The following is a 25,073-nucleotide window of genomic DNA, read 5'->3' as shown; positions in this document are numbered from 1 at the left end:
CGCTCCGGGTAAGCTGCGGAACCCAGAGCAGCAGCGGTACGTCGGAGGGGCACCATGGTAGGCAAGCGGGGGCGGGTGATCGGCCGGATCGCACCCGGGATCGTCGGCGAGGTGATGCTGCCGGTGCGGGGCGCCACCGAAGCCTTCTACGCTTACCCGGCGACCGACGAGGTGATCGAGGTGGGTACGCAGGTGGTCGTGGTCGACTTCGACCCGCCGCGCACCGTGTACGTCGCTCGCGCCATCTAACTTTGTCCCTGGAGGGGAAATGCTCTGGACGTACCTGATCATCGCGGCGATCGCGGTGGTCGTGCTTCTGATCCTGTTCCGGATGGTCTGGCGGGTGGCCGAGCCGAACGAGGCGCTGATCATCTCCGGCCTCGGCGCGCACTCCAGCCAGGAGCAGGTCAACGAGACCCTCGGTTTCAAGATCGTGGTCGGCCGCGGCACCGCGGTGCTGCCCGGTTTCCAGACCGTGCGCCGGCTGCCGCTGGACATCCGGGCCACGCCGCTGACCGTGACCTGCGTGTCCAGCCAGGGCATCCCGCTGCACATCAAGGGCGTCACCGCGTACAAGGTCGGTGACGACTACGGCTCGATCGCGAACGCGGCCCGGCGCTTCCTGGAGCAGAGCGACGAGCAGGTGATGGGGACCATCCACGAGCTGTTCGCCGGTCACCTGCGGGCGATCGTGGGTTCGACCACGGTCGAGGAGATGCTGCACGACCGGGAGACGCTGACCACGAACATCCGCGGCTCGCTGGCCGGCGACATGGAGAAGCTCGGCCTGGTCGTCGACTCGCTGCAAATCCAGGAGATCGACGACGAATCCGGCTACATCAAGAACCTGGGCCGTCCGCAGGCCGCTGCGGTCGAGGCCGCGGCCCGGATCGCGCAGGCCGAGCGGGACCGGGAGGCGACCGAGCGCGAGCAGGCCGCCGCCGCGCAGAAGGCCGCGGCCGTCCGGCAGAGCTCGATCGCACAGGCCGGTTACCAGGCCGAGGTCGACCAGGCGAAGTCGAAGGCGTCGCAGTCCGGTCCGCTGGCCGAGGCGCTGGCCCGGCAGGAGGTCGTGGTGGCCGAGACCGAGACCGCGAAACTGAACGCGTCGCTGGCCGAGAAGCAGCTGGAGTCGTCGGTGCTGAAGCCGGCCGACGCCGAGGCGTACCGGCAGCGCACGCTCGCGAGTGCTGCCCGGGACGCGCAGATCGCGGCCGCCGAGGCGAACGCGCGGGAAGTCCAGCTGCGTGGTGAGGCCGAAGCGAAGGCGACCGAGCTGACCGGTAAGGCCGAGGCGTCCGCCGTGCAGGCGAAGGCGATGGCGGAAGCGGCCGGTATCAAGGCGCGCGCCGAGGCGCTGGCCACGAACACCGAGGCGGTCGTCGCGCAGCAGCTCGCCGAGGCGTACCCGGAGATCGTCAACGCGGCCGCGAGCTCGTTCGAGAAGGTCGGCAACATGGTCGTCCTGAACGGCGCGCAGGGCATCGAGGACACCCTGGTGAAGACCATCACCATGGGCGGCTCGGGCTTCGCGCTGGCCAAGCAGCTGATCGACTCGCTGGCCACCAAGAAGGACGACGGCACGAAGCCGGCCCTGGAGCCGGCCGCCGACGAGCCGGCCTGATCCCGCCGCCCAGAAGAATCCTCGCAGTACTCGCCGCGCTCCTGCTCGGTGCCGGCAACTACATTGCTGTCGAGCACGGTGGCGGCTGGAAGACTTACTGCTAGAGGCCCAAATAGGCAAGGACAGCCAGGACCCGGCGGTGGCCGGAGTCGGTCGGCGGGAGGTCCAGCTTCAGGAAGACGTTGCCTACGTGTTTGTGTACGGCGCCATCGGAGATCACCAGCTTTTCGCCGATGGCGGCGTTGCCGAGGCCTTCGGCCATCAGGGCCAGGACCTCGCGTTCGCGGGGCGTCAGCCGGTCGAGCGGGCTGCTCCGCTTGACCATCAGCTGACTGACCACCTCGGGGTCAAGTACGGTGCCGCCGGCCGCCACCCGCCGTACCGCCTCGAGGAACTCGTCCACGCGGGACACCCGGTCCTTCAGCAGGTACCCGACGCCCTCGCTGCCCGCGGCGAGCAGCTCCGCGGCGTACACCTCCTCGACGTACTGCGAGAACACCAGCACCGGCAGCCCCGGGCGGACCCGGCGCGCCTCGATCGCCGCCCGCAGGCCCTCGTCGGTGAAGGTGGGTGGCAGCCGTACGTCGACCACCGCGATCTCCACCTCGTGCTCGGCGATCGCCTTCGCGAACTCGTCCGCGTCGGTGGCGACCGCGGCCACCACGAACCCGGAGTTGTTCAGCAGCAGGCCGAGGCCCTCGGCGAGGATCGGGTTGTCCTCAAGGATGATCACCCGCACGGGAGGATCACCTCGACGGTGGTCGGCCCACCGATCGGGCTCCGCAACTCCATCTGACCATCGATCGCACGCACCCGATGGAGCATGCCATGCAGGCCACTCCCCCGGCCCAGCAGGTCCGCCTCCTCGCTGATCCGCGCTCCGCCGATCCCGTCGTCGATGATCGACAGGAACAGGTCAGGACCACGCCGTTCGAGCTGTACGTCCACGTGGCCGGCAGCACTGTGCTTTGTCACGTTGGTGAGGGACTCCGCGACGACGAAGTACGCAGCAGCTTCTACCGCGGCCGGGACCTCGCCCAGCTCGCCTATGCGCAGCTGGACGGGCAGTGGGCATCGTGCGGCCAGTGCGGACACCGCACCGACCAGTCCGCGGTCAGCAAGGATCGGCGGGTACATAGTGCGCAGTACGCCGCGTAGCTCGGTCATCGCCTGCTCGGCACCGTCACGGGCATCGTCCAGTAGCTTGGCGGCCTTGTCCGGGTCATCGGCCATGGTCTGCTTGGCGACACCGATCCGCATCGCCAGTGACACCAGCTGAGCTTGCGTGCCGTCGTGCAGGTCCCGCTCGATCCGGCGCAGTTCGGCACCGTGGGAGTCCACAGCACCCGCGCGGCTCTTGGTGAGCTCCTCGACGCGCTGCTCCAGGCGTGTGGTTTCCAGCTGCTCCGCAGTCGGTGCGAGCAGGCTGAGCACCGCACCGGCATGCGCACGGGCCAGCGCGGGCAGTACCCAGTACAGGAGCGCCGCACTGATCAGTATCTGGGCCAGGCCGTTCGTCAGCGCTTCTGTCCAGCTGTCCACACCGACACCCATCAGCGAGAACTGGCCTGGCTGGATCGGCCACAGCACCATCCCGAGGACGGCGGCGGGCACCCCGATCACCGCGATCGCGGTGACGGTCAGCTCCGGAATCATCACCAGCGGCATCAGCAGGCACCGCAGACTGACCTTGAACGACTGGTCGCGGAACAGGGTCACCACGTCGCCCGGCAGCCGGCGCTGCGCCGACGGCAGCAGGTCAGGCTCACCCACGCCCAGGTACTTCGCCGCGCGGCGCCGCTCGCTGTTGGCGAGCCGCACCAGCCCGGCCGTCGCGCCGGGGATGATCCAGCCGAGCAGCAGGCTGATCGGGATTGCCGCCAGCAACGTGACCGACTTGAGGAAGCGGATGGCCAGGTAGCCGGCCGCAGGTCCACCGCGGGACAGGATCTTGGTGAGCATGTCCACTATCTTCCGCTACGCCGGCACCCGCGGTCGGTACAGCAGACTCCACCATTTTCCTGGCAGCGCACCGGATCGTTCCAGCGGGCCGTACTCCATAGCGTCTGGTCACATGACAAAGACCCTCCGTAGAACCCGCCACGACCTCCCGGCGTACATAGGTCTCGCCTTTGGAGGCATCTGGCTGGCTATGTCGCCGCTGCTCATCAGCGGCTTCCACCGCGACTCGAACGACCTAGGCATGGGCACACTGCAACTCGTCTGTGTGTACGCGGCCATGCTGGCGCCCGCCCTGGCCGCAGTGATCGTGATGCGGCGGCGTACACCCAATCTGCGCAAAGCACTCGGCCTGGAGCTGCCCCACCGAGTCATGGACTGCGTACTGGCGATCGTCGTACCACTAGGACTCACTGTCGCGTCACTGGTCGTCGCCTGGCTCGCCGGGACGTACAAGTTCGAGCTGAGCAACCTGTCCGGCATTATCGGCTGGATTGCACCGCTGGCCTTGCAGTACGTGCTGTCGCTGCCGTTCTTCTTCGGCGAGGAGCTGGGCTGGCAGGGCTACCTGCTGCCGCGTTTGCTGCAGTACGGCCGGCTGGTCGGCTACCTGGGTACCGCGGTGATCTTCGCCCTCTGGCACCTCCCGACCCTGCTCATGGGCGGTCAGTACCCAGGACACTCGCTGGCGGCGTCGGTCGGGGCCCTGGTCGTCTCGTGCCTGCTTGTCGTACCGATCTTCAGCTGGCTGCGTAAGCGGTCCAACTCCGTGTTGCCGGCCGTACTGGCGCACGCGGTCGTCAGCAGCCTGGCCATGCGGACGGTCTTCTTCCTCAGCGCGCCCGGCCAGGACATGGACCCGATGCAAGTGGGTCTGCAGGCCTGGCCGGGGTGGGTGGTGATGGCTGCGTTCGTCGCCTGGCTGGTCAAGACCAGGCGGATCTGACTAGCAGTCCGGTACGCCGGGCAGCTTGGTGTTCGGATCGTCGATGTAGATGTTGGTCATGTAGCCGTTCTGATCGCGCAGCTTCGCCCACCAGTTGTTGGTGTAACCACCGGCGGTGACGGTGTCGCCCTGGACCTGGCACTCGACGTACACCTGGGTCGGTCCGGCCAGCGACGTCACCACGGACGCGGAGAGCTTCGGCGCCGAGCGTACGTTGACGCCGCTGCCCCAGGTGGTGAAGTTGTACTGCGGCGGGTTCGGGCTACCGCCGTTCACCAGCTGCATGTAGTAGTCCCAGTTCCAGTTCGGACCCGGGTCGGTGTGGTCGTTGTTCGGCATCTCGCTGTGGCCTTTGATGTGCGCCCGGTCCTTCGGGATGCCACGCCGGTCCGCGATGTTGCGGGTCAGCGCGGCCGACGACCGGTACATCGCGTCGGTGAACCACGACGGCTGGTCCACGTACCCTTCGTGCTCGATGCCGATGGTGTACGGGTTCTCGGTGCGTACGTGCCAGGCGGTGTCCTTCTCGGCCACCATCTGCGTCACCTGACCATCGCTGGACCGGACCACGTAGTGCGCGCTGACCTGCGCCGCCGGGTCCTTGAACCAGCTGATCGTGCCCGCGTACGAGCCTTGGGTCACGTGGATCACGATCGTGGTGATCGCCGCGGTGCGACCGGCCCGGTAGTTGCTGGTGCTGGCCGCGTTCCAGATCGCGCCCGGGTAGTCGACGGCCTGCACCGACGACGCGCTCCGGGTACCGAGCGGTGCGACCTTGGCGTACGCGCCGAGGTCCGCCTTGACGGCACGCGGCGCGGTGGTGACGCCGGCCGCCTGTACGCCGGTGCCGATGATCCGGAAGACCTCGTCGGTATACAGCCGGGCGGTCGGCCCGTCAGCCGAATGGGAGTACTTGGCAACGACGCTGTACCACTTGCCGGGGTCCTTGCGGGCGGCACCGGTCAGCCCGGCCTGGTCCGCGTACGCGTCCAGAACGGCTGCCGCGCCGAGGATGTTCGACCGATCGTCCTTGGACAGCTTCGCCACTGGCAGCCCGGTGAGTTTGCTTGCCTCCGACATCGTTTTGTTCACGTTGTTACTGGCCAGCTGCATCACGCCGTAGCCGTTCGCCTGGCTGGGCGCTCCGTTGTGGCCGTCGAGGTGCGTCTCGGCGAAACCGACGCCGACGAGTACCTCACGCGGTACGTCGTACTTCGCCGCGGCGTCCTGGAACGCGGGCGCCAGGCCCGCGTCGGATGGTTGGGCCGGTTCGGCGGCGTTGCTCGGCAGTGCGCTCAGACCGAGCGCTGCGACCGCCAGAACGACGGCCAGTTTGGGTACTCGGGTGGTCAACGTGGAATTGACAGAACCCATGGGCGGATCCTTCCCTGATGTGGTCCGCCGAGGGGCGTCGGCGGTCCCAGGAGTCACCGTAAGGGAAAATCTTCCGCCTCTGCCAGGGTTTGGGTGAATTTTCTCCCGTTACCGATGGAACACGATGTTGCCACGGAGCGCGATCAGCCGCGGGTGCGTGAGAACCTCCGGATGGGTCCGCGGGTCCTCGTCGTACACGACCAGATCGGCCGGATCGCCCGGCCGCAGCTCACTCGGCGCGCCCAGCCACGCGCGCGCCGCCCACGAGCCGGCGGCCAGCGCCTGCTCCCCCGACATCCCGATCTCGGTCAGCGCCTGGATCTCCTGCGCGACCAGCCCATGACCGAGTACGCCGCCCGCGTCGGTGCCCGCGTACACCGGGACTCCGGCCTCGAACGCATCGCGGAGCCGGTGCAGTCTGCGCTCGTACAGATCGCGCATGTGGGCCGAGTACACCGGGAACTTGCCCGCGGCCTGCTCGGCGTACTCCGGGAAGTTCTCCAGCTGGATCAGGGTCGGGACGATCGCGACCTGGCGCTCGGCCAGCTGGGCGAGCAGCTCCGGTCCGACGCCGGTGCCGTGCTCCAGGCAATCGATGCCGGCGGCAAGCAGATCCGGCAGCGCATCCGCACCGAACACATGCGCCGTGACCCGGGCGCCGAGCTCGTGCGCGCGGGCGATCGCCGCGTTCAGCGCGTCGGCCGGCCAGCACGGCGTCAGATCGCCCGCTTCCCGGTCGATCCAGTCGCCGACCAACTTGACCCAGCCGTCACCGCGAAGCGCCTCCTGCTCGACGTACGCGACCAGCTCCGCCGGCTCGATCTCCCAGCCGTAGTTCCGCAGGTACCGCTTGGAGCGCGCGATGTGCCGCCCGGCCCGGATGATCTTCGGCAGGTCCGCCCGGTCGTCGATCCAGCGCGTGTCCGCGGCCGACCCGGCGTCCCGTACCAGCAAGGCGCCCGCGTCCCGATCCAGGACCGCCTGCTGCTCCTGTACGTCGCGCTCGACCGCACCGTGCCGGTCGAGACCGATATGGCAGTGCGCGTCGACCAGACCCGGCACGATCCAGCCACCGGTGTGCACCGTCGTGACGTCAGCAGCGGCGGGCCGGTCGACGACCAGCCCACCGCTGAGGTGGATCTCCTGCCGCTCGCCGGCCGGCAACACCGTGCCGGCCAGCTTGAGTACGCCGGACCCGATCAACTCCGTCATGCGTCGACCGTATCCGGCCCGGTATCAGCCGTGCGAGCCGCCGCCCGGCGTACACGTCGGGGTGGTCGTCTCGTTGCCCGCGCACGGCGTCTCGGTCGGCGTCTCCGTCGGCGTCTCCGTCGGCGTCGGAGTCGGCGTGGGGGTCGGAGTCGGCGTCTTGGTCGGGGTCTTGGTGGGCGACTTCGTCGGCGTCCTGGTCGGCGTCACCGTCGGGTGGTGCGTCGGCGTGTCGGTCGTCGGATCCACCGGCTTCGGCAGCGTCGGCTTGCCCTCGTCGGTCGGCTCCGGGGTCGACGGGTCCGTCGGCTGCGCGGTGCTCTGCGTCGGCGCCGGGGTCGGCGTCGGTGTCTTGGTGTCGTCCGGAACGTCCGGCACCTGGCGCGGGTCGACCTTGCGATCGGCGTTGCCGGTCGTCTTCGCGGTCGCGATGTTGCCGGTCGCGTTCGGAACCAGGACAGCGTTCTTGCTGTACACCCGCATCCACTTCAGCACGGTGGCGACGAAGTCCTTGGAGTGCTGGTAGCGCAGTAGCGACGCGACCAGGTCCTGCGGCCGCTTCAGGTCGTCGCCCTCGGAGCAGAGCACGACGGCGACCGTGGTGACGGCGTCGTACACGTTGTTCGGGTTGCGGAAGCCGTCACCGTTGCCGTCGGCCCCGAACTCGCCCCACACCTGCGGGATGATCTGCATCGGGCCGACGGCCCGGTCCCAGGTCTGATCGGCGTCGTACTTGCCCTTGTCGGTGTCGGTGATCCGGGCGTTGCCGTGCCGGCCGTTCAGCACCGGGCCGAGGATCCGGCCGCGGGTGGTACCGGCCACGTCCACCCGGCCGCCGGCCGCGTGGTCGGACTCGACCTTGCCGATCCCGGCCAGCAGCGGCCAGGTCAGCCCACAGTTCGGCCGGACGACCGCGAGGTTCGCGGTGGCCCGGCGGTAGGCGGGGAAGACCCCGCGGGGAATGCCGTTCACGGCTCCCGGCCGCCCGGGCCGGACCACCGACCGGCCGTCGGTCGCCCCCTGCACGGGGACGTCGGCGCGGGCGGGTTTGTCGGAACCGAGCCGGCCGTCCACTCCCGGACGCTGCGGCACGATCATCGTCAACTCGTCGAACTCACCGCTGTTCAGCCCGGCCCCAGGCGATGGGGCGACCGGGCTGCCCGCCGCGAGCTGGCCGGTGGCACCGGCTCCGCCCGAGGCAACGGTCACGATGGCCCCGACCATGAGCGGGGCCGTGCACAGTGAAGCGATGATTATTTTGACCCGACGATTACCACTACGGGTTAGGCGCATAGCCCCTTCAACGAACCAGGGGCCAGAAAGTTACATCAAGACGACGCAAAGTTACGGACGCCGGGAACTCACGGAAAACCACCACCGAGGTAACGAACGTGGCTACCTGAAAGTGACGGCCTCTCAGCAATCCGGCCGCTGATCGGTTCACTTGCCGGTGGTCAGCTCGCCGGTCGCGGGTCAGTTCGCGGGTTGCGGGCCTGGTCCCGGGGTGACGGCGGTCTTGGTCGGTTCCGAATCCGGGCCGGTCGAGGTGCAGGGCGACGGCGGCGTGGTCGGCGGATCCGCCGGGTTCGTCGACGGAGTCGTCGACGGGGAGTCGCTCGGGTCGGGCGTCGGTGTATCGCTCGGGGTCGGCGTCGGCGTGCAGCTCGGGTCGCCCGGCGTCGGGGTCGTCGTCGGCTTGCTGGGCGTGGTCGGCGGCGGCGTGAACGGCGGCTTCGGCGTCGTCGGCGGCTTGCTCGGCGTCCCACCCGGCGTCTTCGTCGACGTCTTGGTCGGGGTCGGCGTCGGCTTGACCGAGGTCGGCCGGGCCGGACGCTGCGTCGTCGGCACGATCGTCGGGCTCGACGTCGGCGCCGTGGTCACCGGAGCAGTCGTCGGCGTACTCGGCGGAGGTGTCGTCTCGGTCTTGCTCTTGCCGTCGGCATTGCCGTTGTCGTCCGGGGTGTCGATCGAACCGGGCTTGTCCGGCACGCTCACCGTGTCCTTGCTGTACGACTGCATCCAGCGCAGCACGGTCGACACGTAGTCCATCGAGTGGTTGTAGCGCAGCACCGCCTGGACCAGGCCCTGCGGGTCGGACAGGTTCGCACCGCCGGCGCACAGGTAGTCCCCGGCCGCGCGGGCCGCGTCGAACACGTTGTGCGGGTCCTTGACACCGTCACCGTTGCCGTCCGCGCCGTACGTCTTCCAGGTACTGGGGATGAACTGCATCGGGCCGACCGCGCGGTCCCAGGTGGTGTTCCCGTCGTACACGCCCTGGTCGGTGTCGGCGATCGCGGCCATCCCGGGGCCACCGTTCAGGACCGGGCCGAGGATCTTGCCGCGGGTGTTGCCGTTCGCGTCCACCTTGCCACCTCCTGCGTGATCGGACTCGACCTTGCCGATTCCGGCCAGCAGCGGCCAGGTGATGTGACAGCCGGGCATCGACGTGGCCAGGTCACGGGCAGCCTTCTGGTACGCCGCGAGCACCGTCCCGGGAATGCCGGAGGTGTCGCCGATCGCACCCGGGATCGGCTTCACGGTGCCGTCGGTCGTACCGGTCAGGGGGACCTGGATGGTCGACTTCTCCTGCGACGGCAGGCTGCCGTCGGCGCCCAGCTGGGACGGTACGTTCGCGGCCAGGTCGTCGAAGACCGAGTCCTGGCGCGGGGCGGCCAGCGCGTGCGCGTCCACGATGAACGTGTTCGAGGTGACGCCACCGACCACGAACACGGCGACCAGCGCGGTCGGCGGAGCCAGGCAGACCCAGGTGGCGGTCAGCTTTCCCCGCCACGTGTCCAGGTTCTTGAACTGCTGCCTCATCCGAACCGTCCTCGACGCATTCCGCAGGTGGTGTGTCTCTCGGGCGTAGGCACGATCTTAGTCGTCCCGGGGTCGCCGACAACCGGCGTCGGTGCGCCGCCCCGGGCCCGCGACGGGCCGCACGCCGGCAGTTCAGCCGGCCTTCCCCGCGCGTTCACTCCCCCACGCACCCAACCACCGTAGGACGAAGCGCCACCGTCCGCAGCAGATCGCGGATGACGGTTTCGTCATCCGCGATCAGGGTGGTGACGCCGGCGATGCTGCCCTTTCAGGCAGCGCCAAGGGGCCGGCAGGCAGCGCCAAGGGGCCGGCAGGCAGCGCCAAGGGGCCGGCAGGCAGGGCTCAGTTGCCGGCAGGCAACGCCAAGCGGCCGCCGGGCAGGGCTCAGTTGCCGCCGAGCATCTTCTTCAGGTCGTCCGGCAGCTCGAAGTCGCCGCCGTTCTGGCCACCGTTCTGGCCGCCGAACGCGGCCGGGAGCTGGCCGGGCTGCCCCGGCTGCGGCGCCGGCGGCTGGTTCGCCTGGTTCGCCCGCTTCGCCGGGTTGCCGGAGCCGCGCTTCTTGCCCTTCTTCTGCTGCGGCTTCGCCTTCTTGCCGCCGCCCATCCCAGGCATCCCCGGCATCCCGGGCATCCCCGGCAGGCCCTTGCCGGACGCCATCGCGGACATCATCTTGCGGGCCTCGAAGAACCGCTCGACCAGGCCGCTGACGGTGGCCACCTCGGTCCCGGAACCCTTCGCGATCCGGGCCCGGCGGGAGCCGTTGATGATGTGCGGATCGGCCCGCTCGGCCGGGGTCATCGAGTGGATGACGGCCTCGATCCGGTCGATCTCGCGCTCGTCGAAGTTCTCCAGCTGGTCCTTGAACTGGTTCGCGCCGGGCAGCATGCCGAAGATCTTGGTCAGCGGGCCCATCTTCCGGACCGACTGCATCTGGGCGAGGAAGTCGTCGAGGGTGAACTCCTTGCCACCCTTCTTCTGCAGCTTGGCGGCGGTCTTCGCCGCCTCCTCGGCGTCGAACGACCGCTCGGCCTGCTCGATCAGGCTCATCACGTCGCCCATCCCGAGGATGCGCGAGGCCATCCGGTCCGGGTGGAAGACGTCGAAGTCCTCGAGCTTCTCGCCGTTGCTGGCGAACATCACCTGGCGGCCGGTGACCTGCGCGATCGACAGCGCGGCACCACCGCGGGCGTCACCGTCGAGCTTGGACAGCACGACGCCGTCGAAACCGACCCCGTCCAGGAAGGCCTGCGCGGTGGTGACCGCGTCCTGGCCGATCATCGCGTCGACGACGAACAGGATCTCGTCCGGGCTGACCGCGTCGCGGATGTCCGCGGCCTGCTTCATCAGCACCTCGTCGACGCCCAGCCGGCCGGCGGTGTCGACGATGACCACGCTGTGCTGCTTGGTCCGCGCCTCGTCCATCGCCCGCCGCGCGACCTCGACCGGGTCACCGACGCCGTTGCCCGGTTCCGGCGCGTACACCGGCACGCCGGCCCGCTCGCCGACCACCTGCAGCTGGGTGACCGCGTTCGGACGCTGCAGGTCGGCGGCGACCAGCATCGGGGTCTGGTGCTTGGTCTCCTTCAGCCACTTGGCGAGCTTGCCGGCCAGGGTGGTCTTACCGGCACCCTGCAGACCGGCGAGCATGATCACCGTCGGTGGCCGCTTCGCCATCCGCAGCTCACGGGTCTCGCCACCGAGGATGTTGACCAGTTCCTCGTTGACGATCTTGATCACCTGCTGCGCCGGGTTCAGCCCGCCGCGCACCTCGGCCCCGCTGGCGCGTTCGCGTACGGCCGCGATGAACTCCCGCACCACCGGCAGCGCGACATCCGCCTCCAGCAACGCGATCCGGATCTCCCGGGTGGTCGCGTCGATGTCGGCGTCGGTCAGCTTGCCCTTGCCCCGCAGATTCTTGAACGCGGTGGAGAGCCGATCGGAAAGCGTGTCGAACACGAGAAACAGTCCGTTTCCTCGAAGCGATCACCTCGGACGCCTCGGTCAAGTCTTAGGTAACAGTCCTGAGGTAACAGTCTGAGGTATGAACGCCCCGAGTCTACCGGCCACCCAACTGATGGATGACTCCGGCGGGAGGAGCAGCTCCTGGAGCGCCCGAGTGATTGACAGGTGCACGGCGCCGCCACCAGGATCTAACCAATTCATGGACGGCTAACGGTTAGGGGGTTGGAGTGGCGCGCGAGTTGGTGGTGGTGGATGGTCCTTCTAACTTGGGGTTGCGGCCGCCGGTGGAGGGGGCGGTGCCGGGGTGTTACAAGTTGGCGGGGGCGGTGCGGGATCTGGGGTTCGTGGGGCGGATCGGGGCGGCGGACGGTGGGTACGTGACGCCGCCGCGGTACGACCGGGGTGGGTGGAAGCCGGGCGACGGGGTGTTCAACGCGGGGGCGATCGCCGCGTACACGACTCGGTTGGCGGATCGGATCGAGCGGTTCGTGGACCAGGGAAAGTTCGTCGTGGTGCTGGGTGGGGAGTGCAGCAACCTGCTGGCGCCGGCGGTCGCGTTGAAGCGGCGCGGGCGGTACGGGGTGGTGTATCTGGATGGGCACTCGGACTTTCGGACGGTGGACAACTCGCCGTACGTCGGCGCGGCCGGTGGTGAGGCGCTGGCGCTGGTGACCGGGCGGGGGCAGGCGGATCTGACTGATCTTGAGGGGCTGCGGCCGTACGTGCGGGACAGTGACGCGGTGCTGCTGGGGATCCGGGCGGATGACGACTACGCCGCTGAGGTGCAAGGGGTCGGGATCCCGGTGTGGACGGCGGCACGGGTCGCGGCCGATCCGGCGGGCGCCGCGCACGAAACGCTGAACCACGTCGGCGTGGCGGAACCGGGCGCGCTCGACGCGAGGGAGCAGGGCGGGGCCGGCGAGGCGGAGTCGGGTGGGGTTGATGGGTTTTGGGTGCATTTGGATGTGGACATCTTGGATGCGGCGTTGATGCCTGCTGTGGACAGTCCGGACCCGGGTGGGATCGACCACGAGCAACTGCGGGCGCTTCTGCGGCCGTTGTTGCGGGCGCCGGGGTGTGTGGGGATCGACATCGGCATCTTCGACCCGGATCTGGATCCGGACGGCAAGTACGCGGTTGAGCTCACCGACACTCTGGTCGCCGTACTCAGCTGACGGGCGTGTTCCAGACCAGTGCCTGACCGTGCGGCGCGGCGCGACCCAGTACGCGTCGGTCGCCGCCCGGCCAGGTCTGTAGGTCAACCAGGTACTCCCAGCCCTCAGGTCCTTGGCGGTGCGGCTCCAGGCGCAGGTGGGCCAGCGGCGCGGACGGTGTCGCCCGGGCACCCAGTGCGGCGAGCGCTGCTTCCACAGCGTCCCGGTCCGAGTGGCTGAGGTACTGCCACATGATCGAGTGCCACACCACAGTGACGTGGCCCTCCGACAGTTCCAGTCCGCGTACGAAGGACACCGCGTCCTCCCGGCGTACGTCAGCAGGTACCCGCCGCGCCACCGCGATCGCCCCGCGAAGCCGGTCGAGCCGCTCGGTCATGTCGGGCCATACGTACGACGTGAGCGCGACCTGCCCGTCCGGTGTCAACGGATCGATCGGAGTGATGTCGCAGCCGACCCGCTCCGCGATGCGCAGCCCCACCGATGGCACAGCTCCTGTCCAGGCCGGGTCAAACACGACTGGGCTGTCCGCAGGACCGTACTGCGCTCCGCCTGCGACGTACCGGAAGTGGTCCGCCCGTAGGTTCAGTCCGCCGCTCGCACCGATCTCGAACAGGCGTACCGGCAGTGGCGTCAGCTCGACCAGGTGCAGCAGACCGCCGTACAGCGCACCTGCTCGACCCACCTCGTTCGTCTGCGGCGGCTGCGTCAGCAGTGAGCGCACTTCGCCGATCCGCGACCGCAGCACCTGCTCGAAGGCCTCCCAGCCGAGTACTGCGTCCCAGGTCCCGCCGACACTCGGATAGAACGCCGCCAGTTCAGGTGCCGTACCAGCCAGCACCAGACCGTGTACGGCGCCCAGCAGCCGCAGGCCGATCGCTTCACCGAACGAACGGTCCTCGTACCCGGCCAGCGCCTGTACTGACACGCCACCGACCTCATAGTCGTCGACGAGCAACCGGAGCAGCTCGGCGTACATCGGCGACCCGAGGTCTTCGCAGGCGATCGCTTGTCGCTGGAGTGCTGTTACGACATCCACGAAGCGAGACTAGAAGGTCAGGCGATCCAGGACCGACTTTGCGGTTGTCCGCGCGTCCTCCGGCTCTAGCGGCGCGCCGTGACGGTCAGTCAGGTAGAAGACGTCGACGCACTCCGCACCGAGCGTTCCGACATGTGCTGAGCGGATGTCCGCACCGGTCGCCGCTATCGCTGCGGTCACGTCGTACAGCAGCCCCGGACGGTCATGTGCGCGTACCTGCAGGACTGTCGCGGTCTCCGACGCTTCCGGCAGCAGGTCGACGCGGCCGGCGACCCGCGGCCGAGCTGCGTCCCGAGCGGTCAGCCGGCGTACGACATCCGTCGAGTCCCGCAACGCCACGGCAAGCCGGTCCCGCAGCCGTACCGGATCGGGTCGTGAACCCGCCACCGTCCATTGCGAGATGCCCAATCCTTCAACCGATGTGATCACGGCCGATCGGACCGCCAACCGCTCCAGAGCAAGGACAGCCGCCACGGTCGACAGCGTCCCCACCTGGTCGGGTACGGCGACGTTGACCCGTAGATCACCGTGATGGTCGGTCACGGTCACACCCAACCGCCCCACGCCGACCACTTGGTGCAGCACAGGCACCGGTACGGGCGGAACCTCGGTCCACATGCCCTCACCGCCACCCGCCAGCTCACCACGCACCCGCCGGCACAGCTCCCCCACCAACCGCATCCGCCAAGGCGATGACGCGGCCGGTCCAGCGGCGCGCGCATCGGCGTACGTCAGCGCCTCCAGCAGATCCAGCGTCTCGGTAGTACGTACGATCCCAGCCACCATGTCGACAGTCATCGGATCGTCCAGATCGCGCCGGGTGGCCACCTGCGCAAGCATCAGATGCTGTCGGACCAGCACTGTGATGGTGTCGGCGTCCGGTTCGTTGAAGCCGATCCGCCGCGCCACCTTGGCGGCAATGCCCGCACCGGTAACGCTGTGGTCGCCGTCGAGCGCCTTGCCGAGGTCATGGATCAGTGCGGCGACCAGCAACAGGTCAGGTCGGCGTACGTCGCGCACCATCACCGACGCCTCGACGCAGGTCTCCAGCAGGTGCCTGTCGACGGTGAAGCGGTGGATCGCCGACTGCGGTGGCCGGAAGCGCACCGAGTCCCACTCGGGCAGGATGCGTGAGACGTACCCGGCCTGGTCCAGGCCTTCCCACACTTCGAGCAGTCCGCTGCCGGCACCTAGTAGTGCGCACAGCAACCGCCGCGCCTCCCCCGGCCAGGGGTCCGGCAGATCAGCAGCTGCCGCGGCCAGCCGTGCGCAGACTGCTGGTGACAGTACGAGCTCACGATCCGCGGCGACCGCGGCAGCACGCAGACCGAGCACTGGATCGCGCTCTGGTCGTGCGTCCGGCATCAGCACGACTTCACCTTCGTGCTGGCCAACTCCTTCATCCAGCGCGAGCAGCAACGGCCCACCGGTGCGTTGACGTCGTCTGGATCGTGGCGGCTTGGTCATCAGGCTCTCGACGCGCCGCCAAGACACATCACATACATGCGCGAGCGTGCGGCCCGTCGCGTACACGTGGCGCAGCAGCTCGTCTCGCCCCGACAAGCCGAGTCCGGCAGCCACCTCACCAGCCAGATCGGCTACCAGTCGGTCAGTCGCCCGTCCGGACACCTCATGCAGTACGTCGCGGATCTCCAGCAGGTCACGCCGTGCCCGCTCCACGACAGGATGCGGTACGTCGATCAGCCAGGACGCCACCAAGGCGCGTAGTACGACGGCGTCGCGCAACCCGCCGTACGCCTCTTTCAGATCGGGCTCGGCGAGATGTGCGAGCTCTCCGACCGTCGTGGCTCGTTCACGGCACGCCCGCGCCAGACCGGGCAGCCGGGAACGCGCGGTACGCCGCCAGTCCGCCATCAGCACGGACCGGAGCTGCAGGGTCAGATGGGTGTCTCCGGCAACGTGCCGCGCGTCCAGCAGCCCCAGCGCGACCCGGTCGTCAGCTGCTGCTGCCTCCTGTGCCTGGGCGAGCGTACGGACGCTGTGGTCCAGCTTCGTCCGCGAATCCCACAGCGGGTACCAGATCTGGGCAGCCAGCTCGTCGATCCGCGGATACCCCTCGGCGTGTACGAGCATCACGTCCAGGTCGCTGTACGGCGACAGCTCCTCGCGCCCGTAACCGCCCACCGCGACCAGCGCGACGCCCTCGGCAGGTACACCGAGAGCGTCGCAAGCCTTCGCGAGCAGCAGTTGCAGCAGCGCGTCGGCCTCACCGGCCCGGGCGCGCCGCTGCTCTGCCCGATCAGTCACTACAGTGCGTCTCCGTCCAGTTCACCGGTCCGGACCCGGACGATGGTTTCGACCGGGGTCACCCAGACCTTGCCGTCGCCGATCTTGCCGGTCTGTGCCGCCTTCACGATCACGTCCACCACGTCGGCGCTGTCGCCGTCCTCGACGACCACCTCGAGCCGGACCTTCGGTACCAGGTCCACCTCGTACTCGGCGCCGCGGTACACCTCGGTGTGGCCCTTCTGCCGACCGTAGCCGCTCGCCTCGGTCACCGTCATCCCGGTGACGCCGAACGTCTCCAGCGCGGCCCGGACGTCCTCCAGCTTGTGCGGCTTGACCACAGCGGTGATCAGCTTCATGCCTTGACACCTTCCTTCTCCGACGCCTCGGTCTCGTCACCGGACTCGTCCACGGTCTCCGACTCAGTCTCCGGCTCGGTCGCCGGCGCTGGTTCCGCCGCGGCCGGAGCAGGTGCCGGAACCGGACGGGCGGACAGTACACCGCGCAGGCCGGCGGCGCTCAGGTAGTCGTACGCCGTCTCCGCGTGCTCGACCTGGTCGACGCCGGTGACCTCGTCGTCCTCCGTCAGCCGGAAGCCGATCGTCTTGTCGATCACCTTGGCCAGTACGAACGCGATCGTGAACGAGTAGATCCCGACCACCACGTTGGCCAGCGCCTGCCGGCCGAGCTGGGACACGCCACCGCCGTAGAACAGTCCGTTCACGCCGGACGGCGCCGCTGCCGAACCGAGAAACCCGATCGCCAGCGAACCGAACAGTCCGCCGACCAGGTGTACGCCGACCACGTCGAGCGAGTCGTCGAAGCCGAGCTTGTACTTCAGTGACACGGCGAACGCACAGATCCCACCGGCGAACAGGCCGAGGATGATCGCGCCGACCGGCGTCACCGCACCACAGGACGGGGTGATCGCGACCAGACCGGCAACCGCACCGGACGCCATCCCCAGCGTGGTGGCCTTGCCGTGGGTGAGCCGCTCGATGATCAGCCAGCCGATCACCGCGGCCGCCGTGGCCACCTGCGTGTTCACGAAGGTGATAGCGGCGGTACTACCCGCGCTCAGCGCCGAGCCGGCGTTGAAACCGAACCAGCCGAACCACAGCAGCGCGGCACCGAGCAGCACCAGCGGCAGGCTGTGCGGCCGCATCGGGTCTTTCTTCCAGCCGATCCGCTTGCCCAGCACGATCGCCAGCGCCAGGGCGGCGGCCCCGGCGTTCACATGCACCGCCGTACCACCGGCGAAGTCGATCGCCTTCAGCTTGTCGCCGATCCAGCCGCCGTTGCCGTCGTCCAGGAACCAGACCGAATGCGCGACCGGGAAGTACACCAGGCAGGTCCAGCCGGCCACGAACACGATCCAGCCGCGGAACGTTGCCCGGTCGGCGATCGCGCCCGAGATCAGCGCCGGCGTGATGATCGCGAACATCATCTGGAAGGCGACGAAGGCGAGCGTGGGGGTCGTCCCGCTGACCGCGTCCGGCGCGAGCAGGCCCTTCAGGCCGACCTCGGAGAGGTTGCCGATCACATGCCCGCTGTCACCACCGAACGTCAGCGAGTAACCGACCACCACCCAGAGGATGGTGACGACGGCGATGGTGACGAAGCTCATCATCATCATGTTCAGCACGCTCTTCACGCGCACCATGCCGCCGTAGAAAAAGGCCAGGCCCGGGGTCATCAGCATCACCAGGGCGGCACTCACCAGCACCCAGGCGGTATCGCCGGCGTTGATCTCCATCAACGTCATCCCTTCCATCGAACGGGGATGGCCGGCGTCCTCAGTCGGGGAGGTCTCCACAACGCCGGGGAGCCCGCCGCGCGGCCACACCGACACCGTCTCGGCGCGTGGTTTCAGCCGATCGGTCGATTTGTTTCAGGGATGTGACAAAGCAAGCTCTCCGGTGACATCGGGGTGACATTGCTCGCCCGGGGCAAAGATATGGCACTCTGGCCTGGACCACACGGGCCGCGGACGCGCCACCGCACCCGTCTGAGCTGGGGACGACGAATGGAGCCGAACCACGGGGTGAGGCCGCGCCGCGGCCGGCCACGCGACCCGGAGGCGGAACCGCGAATCCGCAGGTACGCCGTGCAGTTGCTGCTGGAGCGGGGCTTCGACGGCATGACGGTCGACGACGTCGCCGAGGCCGCCGGTGTCGGCAAAGCGACGATCTACCGCCGCTGGGCCAGCAAGGAGCTGCTCGCGAACGACGCGCTGGCCGACCTGTTCGACCTGGAGATCCCGGACCCGGACACCGGCTCGATCGCCGGTGACCTGCTCCAGGTGTACCGGGTCGCGCTGGCCTTCGTGAACACCGATCAGGGCCGGGCGATGATCCGGCTCGCAGTCTCGGAGGCGAACCGCGACGAGCGGTCCGCGCGGATCTACCGAACGTTGCTGGAACACCGCATCGCGCAGACCCGGGACACGCTGGAGCGCGCCCGGGCAAGGGGAGAGCCGGTCAAGGACACCGCCGACCCGGTACTGATGGTCGAGTGGCTGGCCGGTGTCTTCGTGGTCCGGGCCCTGACCGGTCAGCCGATGCCCACCCCGGACGAAGCCGAGCGACTGGCCGAAGTCACGTTGCGGGCGATCATGGACTAGCTGATCCCGATCAGGACGGACGTCAGGATCGCCAGCGCGATCACGGTCAGTACGCAGATCAGGACGATGCGGCGATGGGTACGACGGAGCGCCAGACCGTCGGCCCACGCCGCATCGGCCAGGTTCGGGTCCGGGAGCAGGTCTACTGTCTCCAGGAGCAGTGGCTGCACGTCCTCACGCCTCATGGGGCATCCCGCCGATCACCATCGCCCAGTGCCGTACGGAACAAGCCGAACGCGGCCATGCCATGTGCATGTACTGCCGGCTGCGACAGCCCGAGCAGATCGGCCACCTCGAACTCGGTGAGCTCCTCCACGTGCAGCAGCACGAGCACAGTGCGCTGCACGGGCGTCAGCTCGCCCAGTACGCGCTGCACCTGGTTCTCCGTGTCCAGGAACGCCTTGGCGCGGTTCCACGGCTTCAGCGCCGGCTGGTAGAGCAGGCGCTGGACGAACTCGTCCGGGTCGTCCACTCGGGGCCAGCGCATCGACAACCGCGCGAAGGCGTGCAGTAGTACCTTCTGAGCTCGTTCCAGATCGCCGTACACGAGGTACGTCGTACGAAGCCATCTGACTTGCCGCGCATCCACATACGAGGCGAAGTCGGGGTCGATCGTGTCGCGCATCCACCCTCCCGGCCCCTATTGAACTCCTCAACTACCGCGCACTGCTACTGCCTGACGTGTCTCTTCGTTGATCAGATCGAAGTTGATGCCACCAGCCGCAGTCAGACCGGCTGCTGCGGACGGTACGACTTGAGCCATCGGGTTGGTCACGTTGCCGGCCGCGAACACCCCAGGGACCTGTGTAGCGCCCATGGCGTCGACCTGCACCGCCGTACCGATCTCCACCCCGTTCGACTCCACTAGCGTCGTTTCGAGGCCCAGATCGGCCAGGAAGTCCGCCCGCGCGCGTACGGTGCTCTGGATCGCCAGTGCCTGTCGTGGCACGACCACACCGCCTTCCAGCCGGACACCAGTGAGCTTGCCGTTCGCCAGCTCGATCTGCTCGACCTTGCCTTGTACAACGGCGATACCACGGGCAGCCAGCTCCTCCCACTGCTCTTCGGTCGGTTCAGGTGCGGTGTGCAGGAACAGCGTCACGTCGTCACTCAGCTGCCGGAACAGCTGTACTTGGTGCATCGCCATCGAGCTGGTCGCCAGTACGCCGATGGCCTGGTCGCGTACCTCCCAGCCGTGGCAGTACGGGCAGTGGATCACGTCCTTGCCCCACTGCTCAGCCAGTCCGGGTACGTCAGGCAGTACATCGGTCAGCCCGGTTGTCACCAGCAGCCGCCTGGCGCGGTAGGTCGTACCGTCCGCCAGCTCGACCGTGAAGCCGTCGCCGTCCCGCCGGGCGGAGGTCACGGTGCCTTCGGCGATCGCGCCGCCGTACCCGATGACCTCTTGCCGGCCGAGCGCATACAGCTCGCCGGGCGGTACGCCGTCGCGGGTCAGGAAGTTGTGGACGCCGTCGGCCGGCGCGTTCCGTGGCGTCCCGTCGTCGATCACCAGCACCGAACGGCGGAACCGGCCCAGCGCCAGCGCACCGCTCAGCCCGGCGGCGCCGCCACCGATCACGATCACGTCGTACTTCGTCATCTCCGATACTCCTCTGCTCAGGTGTGTCCCCACGATCCGTCGTGGTTTTCATTTTCGACAAGTAATGTTGCCGCTATGGCAAACACCTTCGAGGACGTACTCGAGTCGGTCGGCGCCCGGTTGCGCTCGCTGCGGGTCGAACGAGGCACCACGCTGGCGCAACTGTCCGAGGCGACCGGGATCTCGGTCAGCACCCTGTCCCGGCTGGAGTCCGGCGGGCGGCGGCCCACGCTGGAGCTGCTGCTGCCGCTCGCCCGGGCGCACCAGGTGCAGCTGGACGAGTTGGTGGACGCGCCACCGACCGGCGACCCGCGGATCTACGCCAAGCCGATCAAACGCCACGGCACGGTGCACATCCCACTCAGCCGCCGGCCGGGCGGGCTCCAGGCGTTCAAGCAGATCCTGCCGGAGGGCTACCCGGGCAACGACGTCGAGCAGAAGACGCACGAGGGCTACGACTGGTTCTATGTGCTCTCGGGCCGGATCAGGCTGCGGCTCGGCGACCAGGACTTCATCGTCAAGGAGGGCGAGGTGGCGGAGTTCGACTGCCGCGTGCCGCACTGGTTCTCCAACCCGGGACCTGGACCGACCGAGGTGCTATGTCTGTACGGCCCGCAGGGGGAGCGGATGCACGTCAGAGCCCGAACTCGATGAAGGAGACACCCCCGTGAGCGTCGCGTTGTTCACCCTGGGCGGCACGATCTCGATGGCCGGCAGCCACCGGCTCACCGGCGACGACCTGACCGCCGCCGTGCCCGGTCTGGACCGGCTCGGCCACCAGGTGGAGATCCAGGACGTCGAGAAGATCCCGAGCGGCGACCTGACCGCCGGCCGCCTGCTGGAGGTGGTCGACGCCGCCTCGAAGGCGGTGACCGCCGGCGCCGCGGGCGTCGTCGTCACCCAGGGCACCGACACGCTCGAGGAGAGCGCGTTCCTGGCCGATCTGGTCTGGCCGCACCCGCAGCCGCTGGTCTTCACCGGCGCGATGCGCAACCCGACCCTCGCCGGTCCGGACGGCCCGGCCAACCTGCTGGCCGCGCTGCGGGTCGCCTGCTCCCCCGCCGCCCGCGACCTGGGCGTACTCGTCGTCTTCCAGGAGGAGATCCACGCGGCCCGCTGGGTACGCAAGACGCACAGCACGAGCACCGCGACCTTCATCTCCCCGAACACCGGCCCGATCGGCCACGTGGTCGAGGACCGGGTCCGCGTCCTGACCCGGCCGCCGCGGCTGGACGGCGTCCAGGGCAGCGCCGAGCCGGCCGAGCTGGAGAACATCCGCGTCGCGCTCTACACGGTCACCATGGACGACGACGGCGTACTGCTTCGTGGCCTGGCCGACACGCATCAGGGCCTGGTCGTCGCCGGGTTCGGCGCCGGTCACGTACCGGCCAAGCTCGCGCCGGTGCTCGGCGAGCTGGCGGCCAGGATCCCGGTCGTGCTCACCTCGCGGACCGGCGGCGGATCGGTGCTGCGCGGTACGTACCACGCGCCCGGATCGGAAACCGATCTGTTGCGGCGTGGTCTGATCGATGCCGGATTCCTCGATCCCTACAAGGCCCGCATCCTCCTTCGGTTGCTGCTGGCAACCGGTGGCCTAACTGAGCTGGGCTGCTTTGCTGAGTAGGTAGTCCCGCTCAGGGAGGCTGGTCGTGCCACGGGCCGCCGTGCGGAAGTGTTCGGCGGCGGTCTCGTGGTCGCCGCGCATCTCGTACAGATGGCCGCGGGTGGCTGCAAGGCGGTAGTGGTCGGCCAGCTCCTCGTCAAGCGGCTCCAGCAGCTGCAGGCCGGCGTCTGGGCCGTCCACCATGGCGGCGGCGATGGCTCGGTTCAGCTTGACCATCGGGTTGCCGGACAGGGTTTCGAGCAGTCCGTACAGCCCGAGGATCTGTGGCCAGTCGGTGTCCTCAGCCTTGTCCACCTCGTCGTGCAGCGCGGCGATCGCTGCTTGAAGCTGGTACTCCCCCAGCGGAGGCGTTTCGAACGCTTCGACAGCCAGCGCCACGCCTTCGGTGATGTACTCGCCATTCCACCGCGTCCGGTCCTGTTCGGCCAGTGGGATGAGCTCACCGTCCACACCGGTCCGTGCTGCTCGCCGTGCATCGGTCAGCAGCATCAGGGCGAGCAGTCCGGTCACCTGACCATCCGCCGGAAGCTGCGTACGTACGGCACGCACCAGCCGGATCGCCTCAGTCGACAAGTCACTGCGGTGCAGCTCCGGACCACTCGTACTCGTGTAGCCCTCGTTGAACATCAGGTACAGGACGTGCAGTACGTTCCGCAGCCGGGCGTCATCAGCATCCACGGCGAAGCTGGCGCCCTTCAGCTTCTGCTTCGCCCGGCTGATCCGCTGCGCCATCGTCGCCTCCGGTACGAGGTACGCGGTGGCGATCTCAGCTGTCGTCAGTCCACCGACCGCGCGCAGGGTCAGCGCGATCGCGGACGCCGGGGTCAGCGCCGGGTGGCAGCACAGGAACAGCAGTCGCAGCGTGTCGTCGTGCTCCTCGACGTCTCCGGACGGCACGTCTCGCAGCGCGGCACGCTCCTCGCGGCGGCGCCTGGCCTGCTGCTGCCGTACCTCGTCGATCAGCCGCCGGGAAGCGGTCTGGATCAGCCACGCCTTCGGCTTGTCCGGGCGGCCGTCACGCGGCCAGGTGGTCGCGGCGGCCAGCAGCGCCTCCTGGACCGCGTCCTCGGCCGCGGCGAAGTCGCCGGACCAGCGCACCACCGCACCGAGGACCTGCGGCGTCAGCTCCCGCAGCAGGTCCTCCAGGTCGTCTGGTTCAGATGTCCTGGAGATCGGCATCGGTCTCCATGATCCGCCGGACCTCGATCGGCTGCTCCAGCGGCACGCCGCCCGGCCCCGGCGCGCTGGACTGCTCCGCGGCGATCTCCAGCGCCCGCTCCTCCGACGCGACGTCGACGATCGTGTACCCGGCCAGGACCTCCTTGGACTCGGCGTACGGCCCGTCGGTCAGCACCGGTGCGCTCACGCTCGCCGCCCGCACCACCTTGCCGTGCTTCGGCCAGGTGAGGGCGTTCACCTCCACCAGCTCGCCGCTCTGCCGCAGCTTGGCCAGATTCTCGCCCAGGTACGTCATATGAGCCTGCATGTCGGCCGGGTCCCAGTCCAGCATCGGCGTCTGGCAGTTCCCGCCGTCCATGTTCATCAGCAGCATGAACTTGGTCATGATGTTCCTCCTTGGGTGCCTTTACCCGGGAGACGGAGCGGATGCCGGGTTCTCGACATCAGTCCAGCAGCGCGTCGACGAACTGTTCCGCGTCGAACGGTGCCAGGTCGTCGGCTCCTTCACCCAGACCGACCAGCTTGACCGGCACGCCCAGCTCGCGCTGCACCGCGATCACGATGCCGCCCTTGGCCGTACCGTCCAGCTTGGTCAGCACCAGGCCGGTGACGTCGATGACCTCGGCGAACACCCGCGCCTGGGTCAGGCCGTTCTGCCCGGTGGTGGCGTCGATGACCAGCAGCACCTCGTCCACCTCGGCGGACTTCTCGATCACCCGCTTGACCTTGCCGAGCTCGTCCATCAGGCCGGTCTTGGTGTGCAGCCGGCCGGCCGTGTCGACCAGCACGACATCCGCCTCCTCGGCGATGCCCTCCTTGACCGAGTCGAACGCGATGCTGGCCGGGTCGCCGCCCTCAGGGCCGCGCACGGTGCGTGCGCCGACCCGCTCGCCCCAGGTCTGCAGCTGGTCGGCCGCCGCGGCCCGGAAGGTGTCCGCGGCGCCGAGCACGACGTGCTTGTCCTCGGCGACCAGCACGCGGGCAAGCCTGCCGACCGTCGTGGTCTTGCCGGTGCCGTTCACGCCGACTACGAGTACGACGGCCGGCTGCGCCTCCTTGCGGCTCACCTTCAGCGAGCGGTCCAGGGACGGGTTGACCAGCGCGATCAGTTCCTCGCGGAGGATCTCGCGGGCCTGCTGGGCGCCGACGCCCTCGACCCGCATCCGGGTCCGCAGCTTCTCCACCAGCTCCTGGGTGGGCGCCACGCCGACGTCAGCGGTGATCAGCGTGGTCTCGATGTCCTCCCACGCCTCCTCGTCCAGCTTGTCGCGGGACAGCAGCGCGAGCAGCCCCTTGCCCAGGGAGCCCTGGGAGCGGGCCAGCCGGGCCCGGAGCCGGACCAGGCGGCCCTGCGCCGACTCGGGCTTCTCGATGGTCGGGGTGACCGGCTCCGGCAGCTCGGCGTCTTCCAGCGTGCGGGTCGGCGTGTCCCGGGGTTCCCCGGCGTCGTCGCCCACCTGCGGCTCCGCCACCCCCGGCTCGGCCGCCTCGACAGAGCCGGGCTGGTCGGATCCGGCCTGGTCGGATCCGGCCTCGACGGAAGGCTTGGTGGCCGACGGCAGCTCCGCGCGCCGCCGCCGCGCGACGACGAGACCGGTGGTACCGACGACCAGAACGACCGCGATCGCGACCACGATCGTGATCAGTGCCTGGTCGGTGAGCAGCGAGACGAGCTGTGGGGTCAACACGGTTCCC

General features: G+C 68.9%; 24 protein-coding genes. 7 read left to right on the top strand and 17 right to left on the bottom strand.

Translation table 11 applies throughout. The annotated features are described in order from the left end of the window. The first annotated feature begins 54 nt into the window (after positions 1 to 54). Together HDA44_RS02020 and HDA44_RS02015 are read left to right on the top strand one after the other, a co-directional pair. On the top strand, positions 55 to 249 hold the full coding sequence (locus HDA44_RS02020; protein ID WP_184830799.1) for a hypothetical protein: 195 nt from the start codon (positions 55 to 57) through the stop codon (positions 247 to 249). 19 nt (positions 250 to 268) lie between these two features. Further along, complete coding sequence (locus tag HDA44_RS02015) at positions 269 to 1,624, top strand: flotillin family protein (protein WP_184830797.1); 1,356 nt, start codon at positions 269 to 271, stop codon at positions 1,622 to 1,624. Between the two features lie 100 nt (positions 1,625 to 1,724). Here the strand turns inward: HDA44_RS02015 and HDA44_RS02010 are convergent, their stop codons facing one another. Then, entirely contained in the window at positions 1,725 to 2,363 is a 639-nt protein-coding gene (locus HDA44_RS02010) for a response regulator (protein WP_184830795.1), read from the bottom strand. Then, the gene (locus tag HDA44_RS02005) at positions 2,354 to 3,586 is read right to left on the bottom strand and encodes a sensor histidine kinase (RefSeq protein WP_184830793.1); all 1,233 of its coding nucleotides are present in this window, start codon (positions 3,584 to 3,586) and stop codon (positions 2,354 to 2,356) included. Before HDA44_RS02005 ends, HDA44_RS02010 begins: the two co-directional genes overlap by 10 nt. Before the next feature lie 112 nt (positions 3,587 to 3,698). On the opposite strand from HDA44_RS02005, the gene HDA44_RS02000 reads away from it, so the two are divergent. Beyond that, positions 3,699 to 4,529, top strand: coding sequence for a CPBP family intramembrane glutamic endopeptidase (locus HDA44_RS02000; protein ID WP_184830791.1), 831 nt, complete (start codon positions 3,699 to 3,701; stop codon positions 4,527 to 4,529). Here the strand turns inward: HDA44_RS02000 and HDA44_RS01995 are convergent, their stop codons facing one another. The 5 genes from HDA44_RS01995 to ffh form a co-directional block, all read right to left on the bottom strand. Continuing rightward, positions 4,530 to 5,903, bottom strand: coding sequence for an N-acetylmuramoyl-L-alanine amidase (locus HDA44_RS01995; protein WP_184830789.1), 1,374 nt, complete (start codon positions 5,901 to 5,903; stop codon positions 4,530 to 4,532). A 108-nt stretch (positions 5,904 to 6,011) separates the two neighbouring features. Continuing rightward, a complete protein-coding gene (locus HDA44_RS01990; protein WP_184830787.1) occupies positions 6,012 to 7,115 on the bottom strand; it encodes an amidohydrolase family protein in 1,104 nt (367 codons plus the stop codon). Between the two features lie 24 nt (positions 7,116 to 7,139). After that, positions 7,140 to 8,321 carry a lytic transglycosylase domain-containing protein gene (locus HDA44_RS01985; RefSeq protein ID WP_337905588.1) on the bottom strand — a complete coding sequence of 394 codons (1,182 nt, stop codon included), beginning with the start codon at positions 8,319 to 8,321 and terminating at the stop codon, positions 7,140 to 7,142. A 264-nt stretch (positions 8,322 to 8,585) separates the two neighbouring features. After that, positions 8,586 to 9,932, bottom strand: a complete 1,347-nt coding sequence (locus tag HDA44_RS01980) for a lytic transglycosylase domain-containing protein (protein ID WP_184830784.1) — start codon at positions 9,930 to 9,932, stop codon at positions 8,586 to 8,588. 384 nt (positions 9,933 to 10,316) lie between these two features. After that, positions 10,317 to 11,888: a signal recognition particle protein gene (ffh, locus tag HDA44_RS01975; protein WP_184830782.1), complete on the bottom strand. Its 1,572-nt coding sequence runs from the start codon at positions 11,886 to 11,888 to the stop codon at positions 10,317 to 10,319. 320 nt (positions 11,889 to 12,208) lie between these two features. Here ffh and HDA44_RS01970 point away from each other — a divergent pair, with 320 nt between their 5' ends. Then, positions 12,209 to 13,069: an arginase family protein gene (locus tag HDA44_RS01970; RefSeq protein ID WP_238352335.1), complete on the top strand. Its 861-nt coding sequence runs from the start codon at positions 12,209 to 12,211 to the stop codon at positions 13,067 to 13,069. Here HDA44_RS01970 and HDA44_RS01965 read toward each other — a convergent pair. Genes HDA44_RS01965 through HDA44_RS01950 form a run of 4 tightly spaced genes read right to left on the bottom strand, consistent with a single transcriptional unit; the run spans position 13,062 to position 18,117 of the window. After that, a complete protein-coding gene (locus HDA44_RS01965) occupies positions 13,062 to 14,105 on the bottom strand; it encodes a DUF2332 family protein (protein WP_184830780.1) in 1,044 nt (347 codons plus the stop codon). The genes HDA44_RS01970 and HDA44_RS01965 overlap by 8 nt on opposite strands. 9 nt (positions 14,106 to 14,114) lie before the next feature. Then, positions 14,115 to 16,373: a [protein-PII] uridylyltransferase gene (locus HDA44_RS01960; RefSeq protein ID WP_184830778.1), complete on the bottom strand. Its 2,259-nt coding sequence runs from the start codon at positions 16,371 to 16,373 to the stop codon at positions 14,115 to 14,117. Further along, a complete protein-coding gene (locus tag HDA44_RS01955; protein WP_131346991.1) occupies positions 16,373 to 16,711 on the bottom strand; it encodes a P-II family nitrogen regulator in 339 nt (112 codons plus the stop codon). Before HDA44_RS01955 ends, HDA44_RS01960 begins: the two co-directional genes overlap by 1 nt. Beyond that, positions 16,708 to 18,117 carry an ammonium transporter gene (locus HDA44_RS01950; protein WP_184830776.1) on the bottom strand — a complete coding sequence of 470 codons (1,410 nt, stop codon included), beginning with the start codon at positions 18,115 to 18,117 and terminating at the stop codon, positions 16,708 to 16,710. Before HDA44_RS01950 ends, HDA44_RS01955 begins: the two co-directional genes overlap by 4 nt. A gap of 261 nt (positions 18,118 to 18,378) precedes the next feature. On the opposite strand from HDA44_RS01950, the gene HDA44_RS01945 reads away from it, so the two are divergent. Next, positions 18,379 to 18,975: a TetR/AcrR family transcriptional regulator gene (locus HDA44_RS01945; protein WP_184830774.1), complete on the top strand. Its 597-nt coding sequence runs from the start codon at positions 18,379 to 18,381 to the stop codon at positions 18,973 to 18,975. Here the strand turns inward: HDA44_RS01945 and HDA44_RS01940 are convergent. The 3 genes from HDA44_RS01940 to HDA44_RS01930 are packed head-to-tail and all read right to left on the bottom strand — an operon-like array spanning position 18,972 to position 20,575. Further along, a complete protein-coding gene (locus tag HDA44_RS01940; protein ID WP_184830772.1) occupies positions 18,972 to 19,160 on the bottom strand; it encodes a hypothetical protein in 189 nt (62 codons plus the stop codon). The genes HDA44_RS01945 and HDA44_RS01940 overlap by 4 nt on opposite strands. After that, positions 19,157 to 19,600 (bottom strand): sigma factor-like helix-turn-helix DNA-binding protein, encoded by a 444-nt coding sequence (locus HDA44_RS01935; RefSeq protein WP_184830770.1) that lies wholly within the window; start codon positions 19,598 to 19,600, stop codon positions 19,157 to 19,159. The genes HDA44_RS01940 and HDA44_RS01935 overlap by 4 nt, the downstream gene beginning before the upstream one ends. Before the next feature lie 27 nt (positions 19,601 to 19,627). Continuing rightward, entirely contained in the window at positions 19,628 to 20,575 is a 948-nt protein-coding gene (locus HDA44_RS01930) for an NAD(P)/FAD-dependent oxidoreductase (RefSeq protein WP_184830768.1), read from the bottom strand. 75 nt (positions 20,576 to 20,650) lie between these two features. Between HDA44_RS01930 and HDA44_RS01925 the strand changes: the two genes are divergently transcribed. Together HDA44_RS01925 and HDA44_RS01920 are read left to right on the top strand one after the other, a co-directional pair. Further along, a complete protein-coding gene (locus HDA44_RS01925; protein WP_184830767.1) occupies positions 20,651 to 21,229 on the top strand; it encodes a helix-turn-helix domain-containing protein in 579 nt (192 codons plus the stop codon). A gap of 13 nt (positions 21,230 to 21,242) precedes the next feature. Next, entirely contained in the window at positions 21,243 to 22,199 is a 957-nt protein-coding gene (locus HDA44_RS01920) for an asparaginase domain-containing protein (RefSeq protein WP_184830765.1), read from the top strand. Here HDA44_RS01920 and HDA44_RS01915 read toward each other — a convergent pair. The 3 genes from HDA44_RS01915 to ftsY are packed head-to-tail and all read right to left on the bottom strand — an operon-like array spanning position 22,170 to position 25,066. After that, positions 22,170 to 23,378, bottom strand: a complete 1,209-nt coding sequence (locus HDA44_RS01915) for an RNA polymerase sigma factor (protein WP_184830763.1) — start codon at positions 23,376 to 23,378, stop codon at positions 22,170 to 22,172. The two genes, HDA44_RS01920 and HDA44_RS01915, sit on opposite strands and share 30 nt — an antisense overlap. After that, complete coding sequence (locus HDA44_RS01910) at positions 23,356 to 23,763, bottom strand: YciI family protein (RefSeq protein ID WP_184830761.1); 408 nt, start codon at positions 23,761 to 23,763, stop codon at positions 23,356 to 23,358. The genes HDA44_RS01915 and HDA44_RS01910 overlap by 23 nt, the downstream gene beginning before the upstream one ends. A gap of 58 nt (positions 23,764 to 23,821) precedes the next feature. Then, positions 23,822 to 25,066 carry a signal recognition particle-docking protein FtsY gene (ftsY, locus tag HDA44_RS01905; RefSeq protein WP_184830759.1) on the bottom strand — a complete coding sequence of 415 codons (1,245 nt, stop codon included), beginning with the start codon at positions 25,064 to 25,066 and terminating at the stop codon, positions 23,822 to 23,824. Between the last annotated feature and the right edge of the window lie 7 nt (positions 25,067 to 25,073).

Origin of the sequence: Kribbella solani (assembly GCF_014205295.1) — a bacterium.
Lineage (GTDB): Bacteria > Actinomycetota > Actinomycetes > Propionibacteriales > Kribbellaceae > Kribbella > Kribbella solani.
This window is presented reverse-complemented; position numbering and strand designations above follow the sequence as displayed.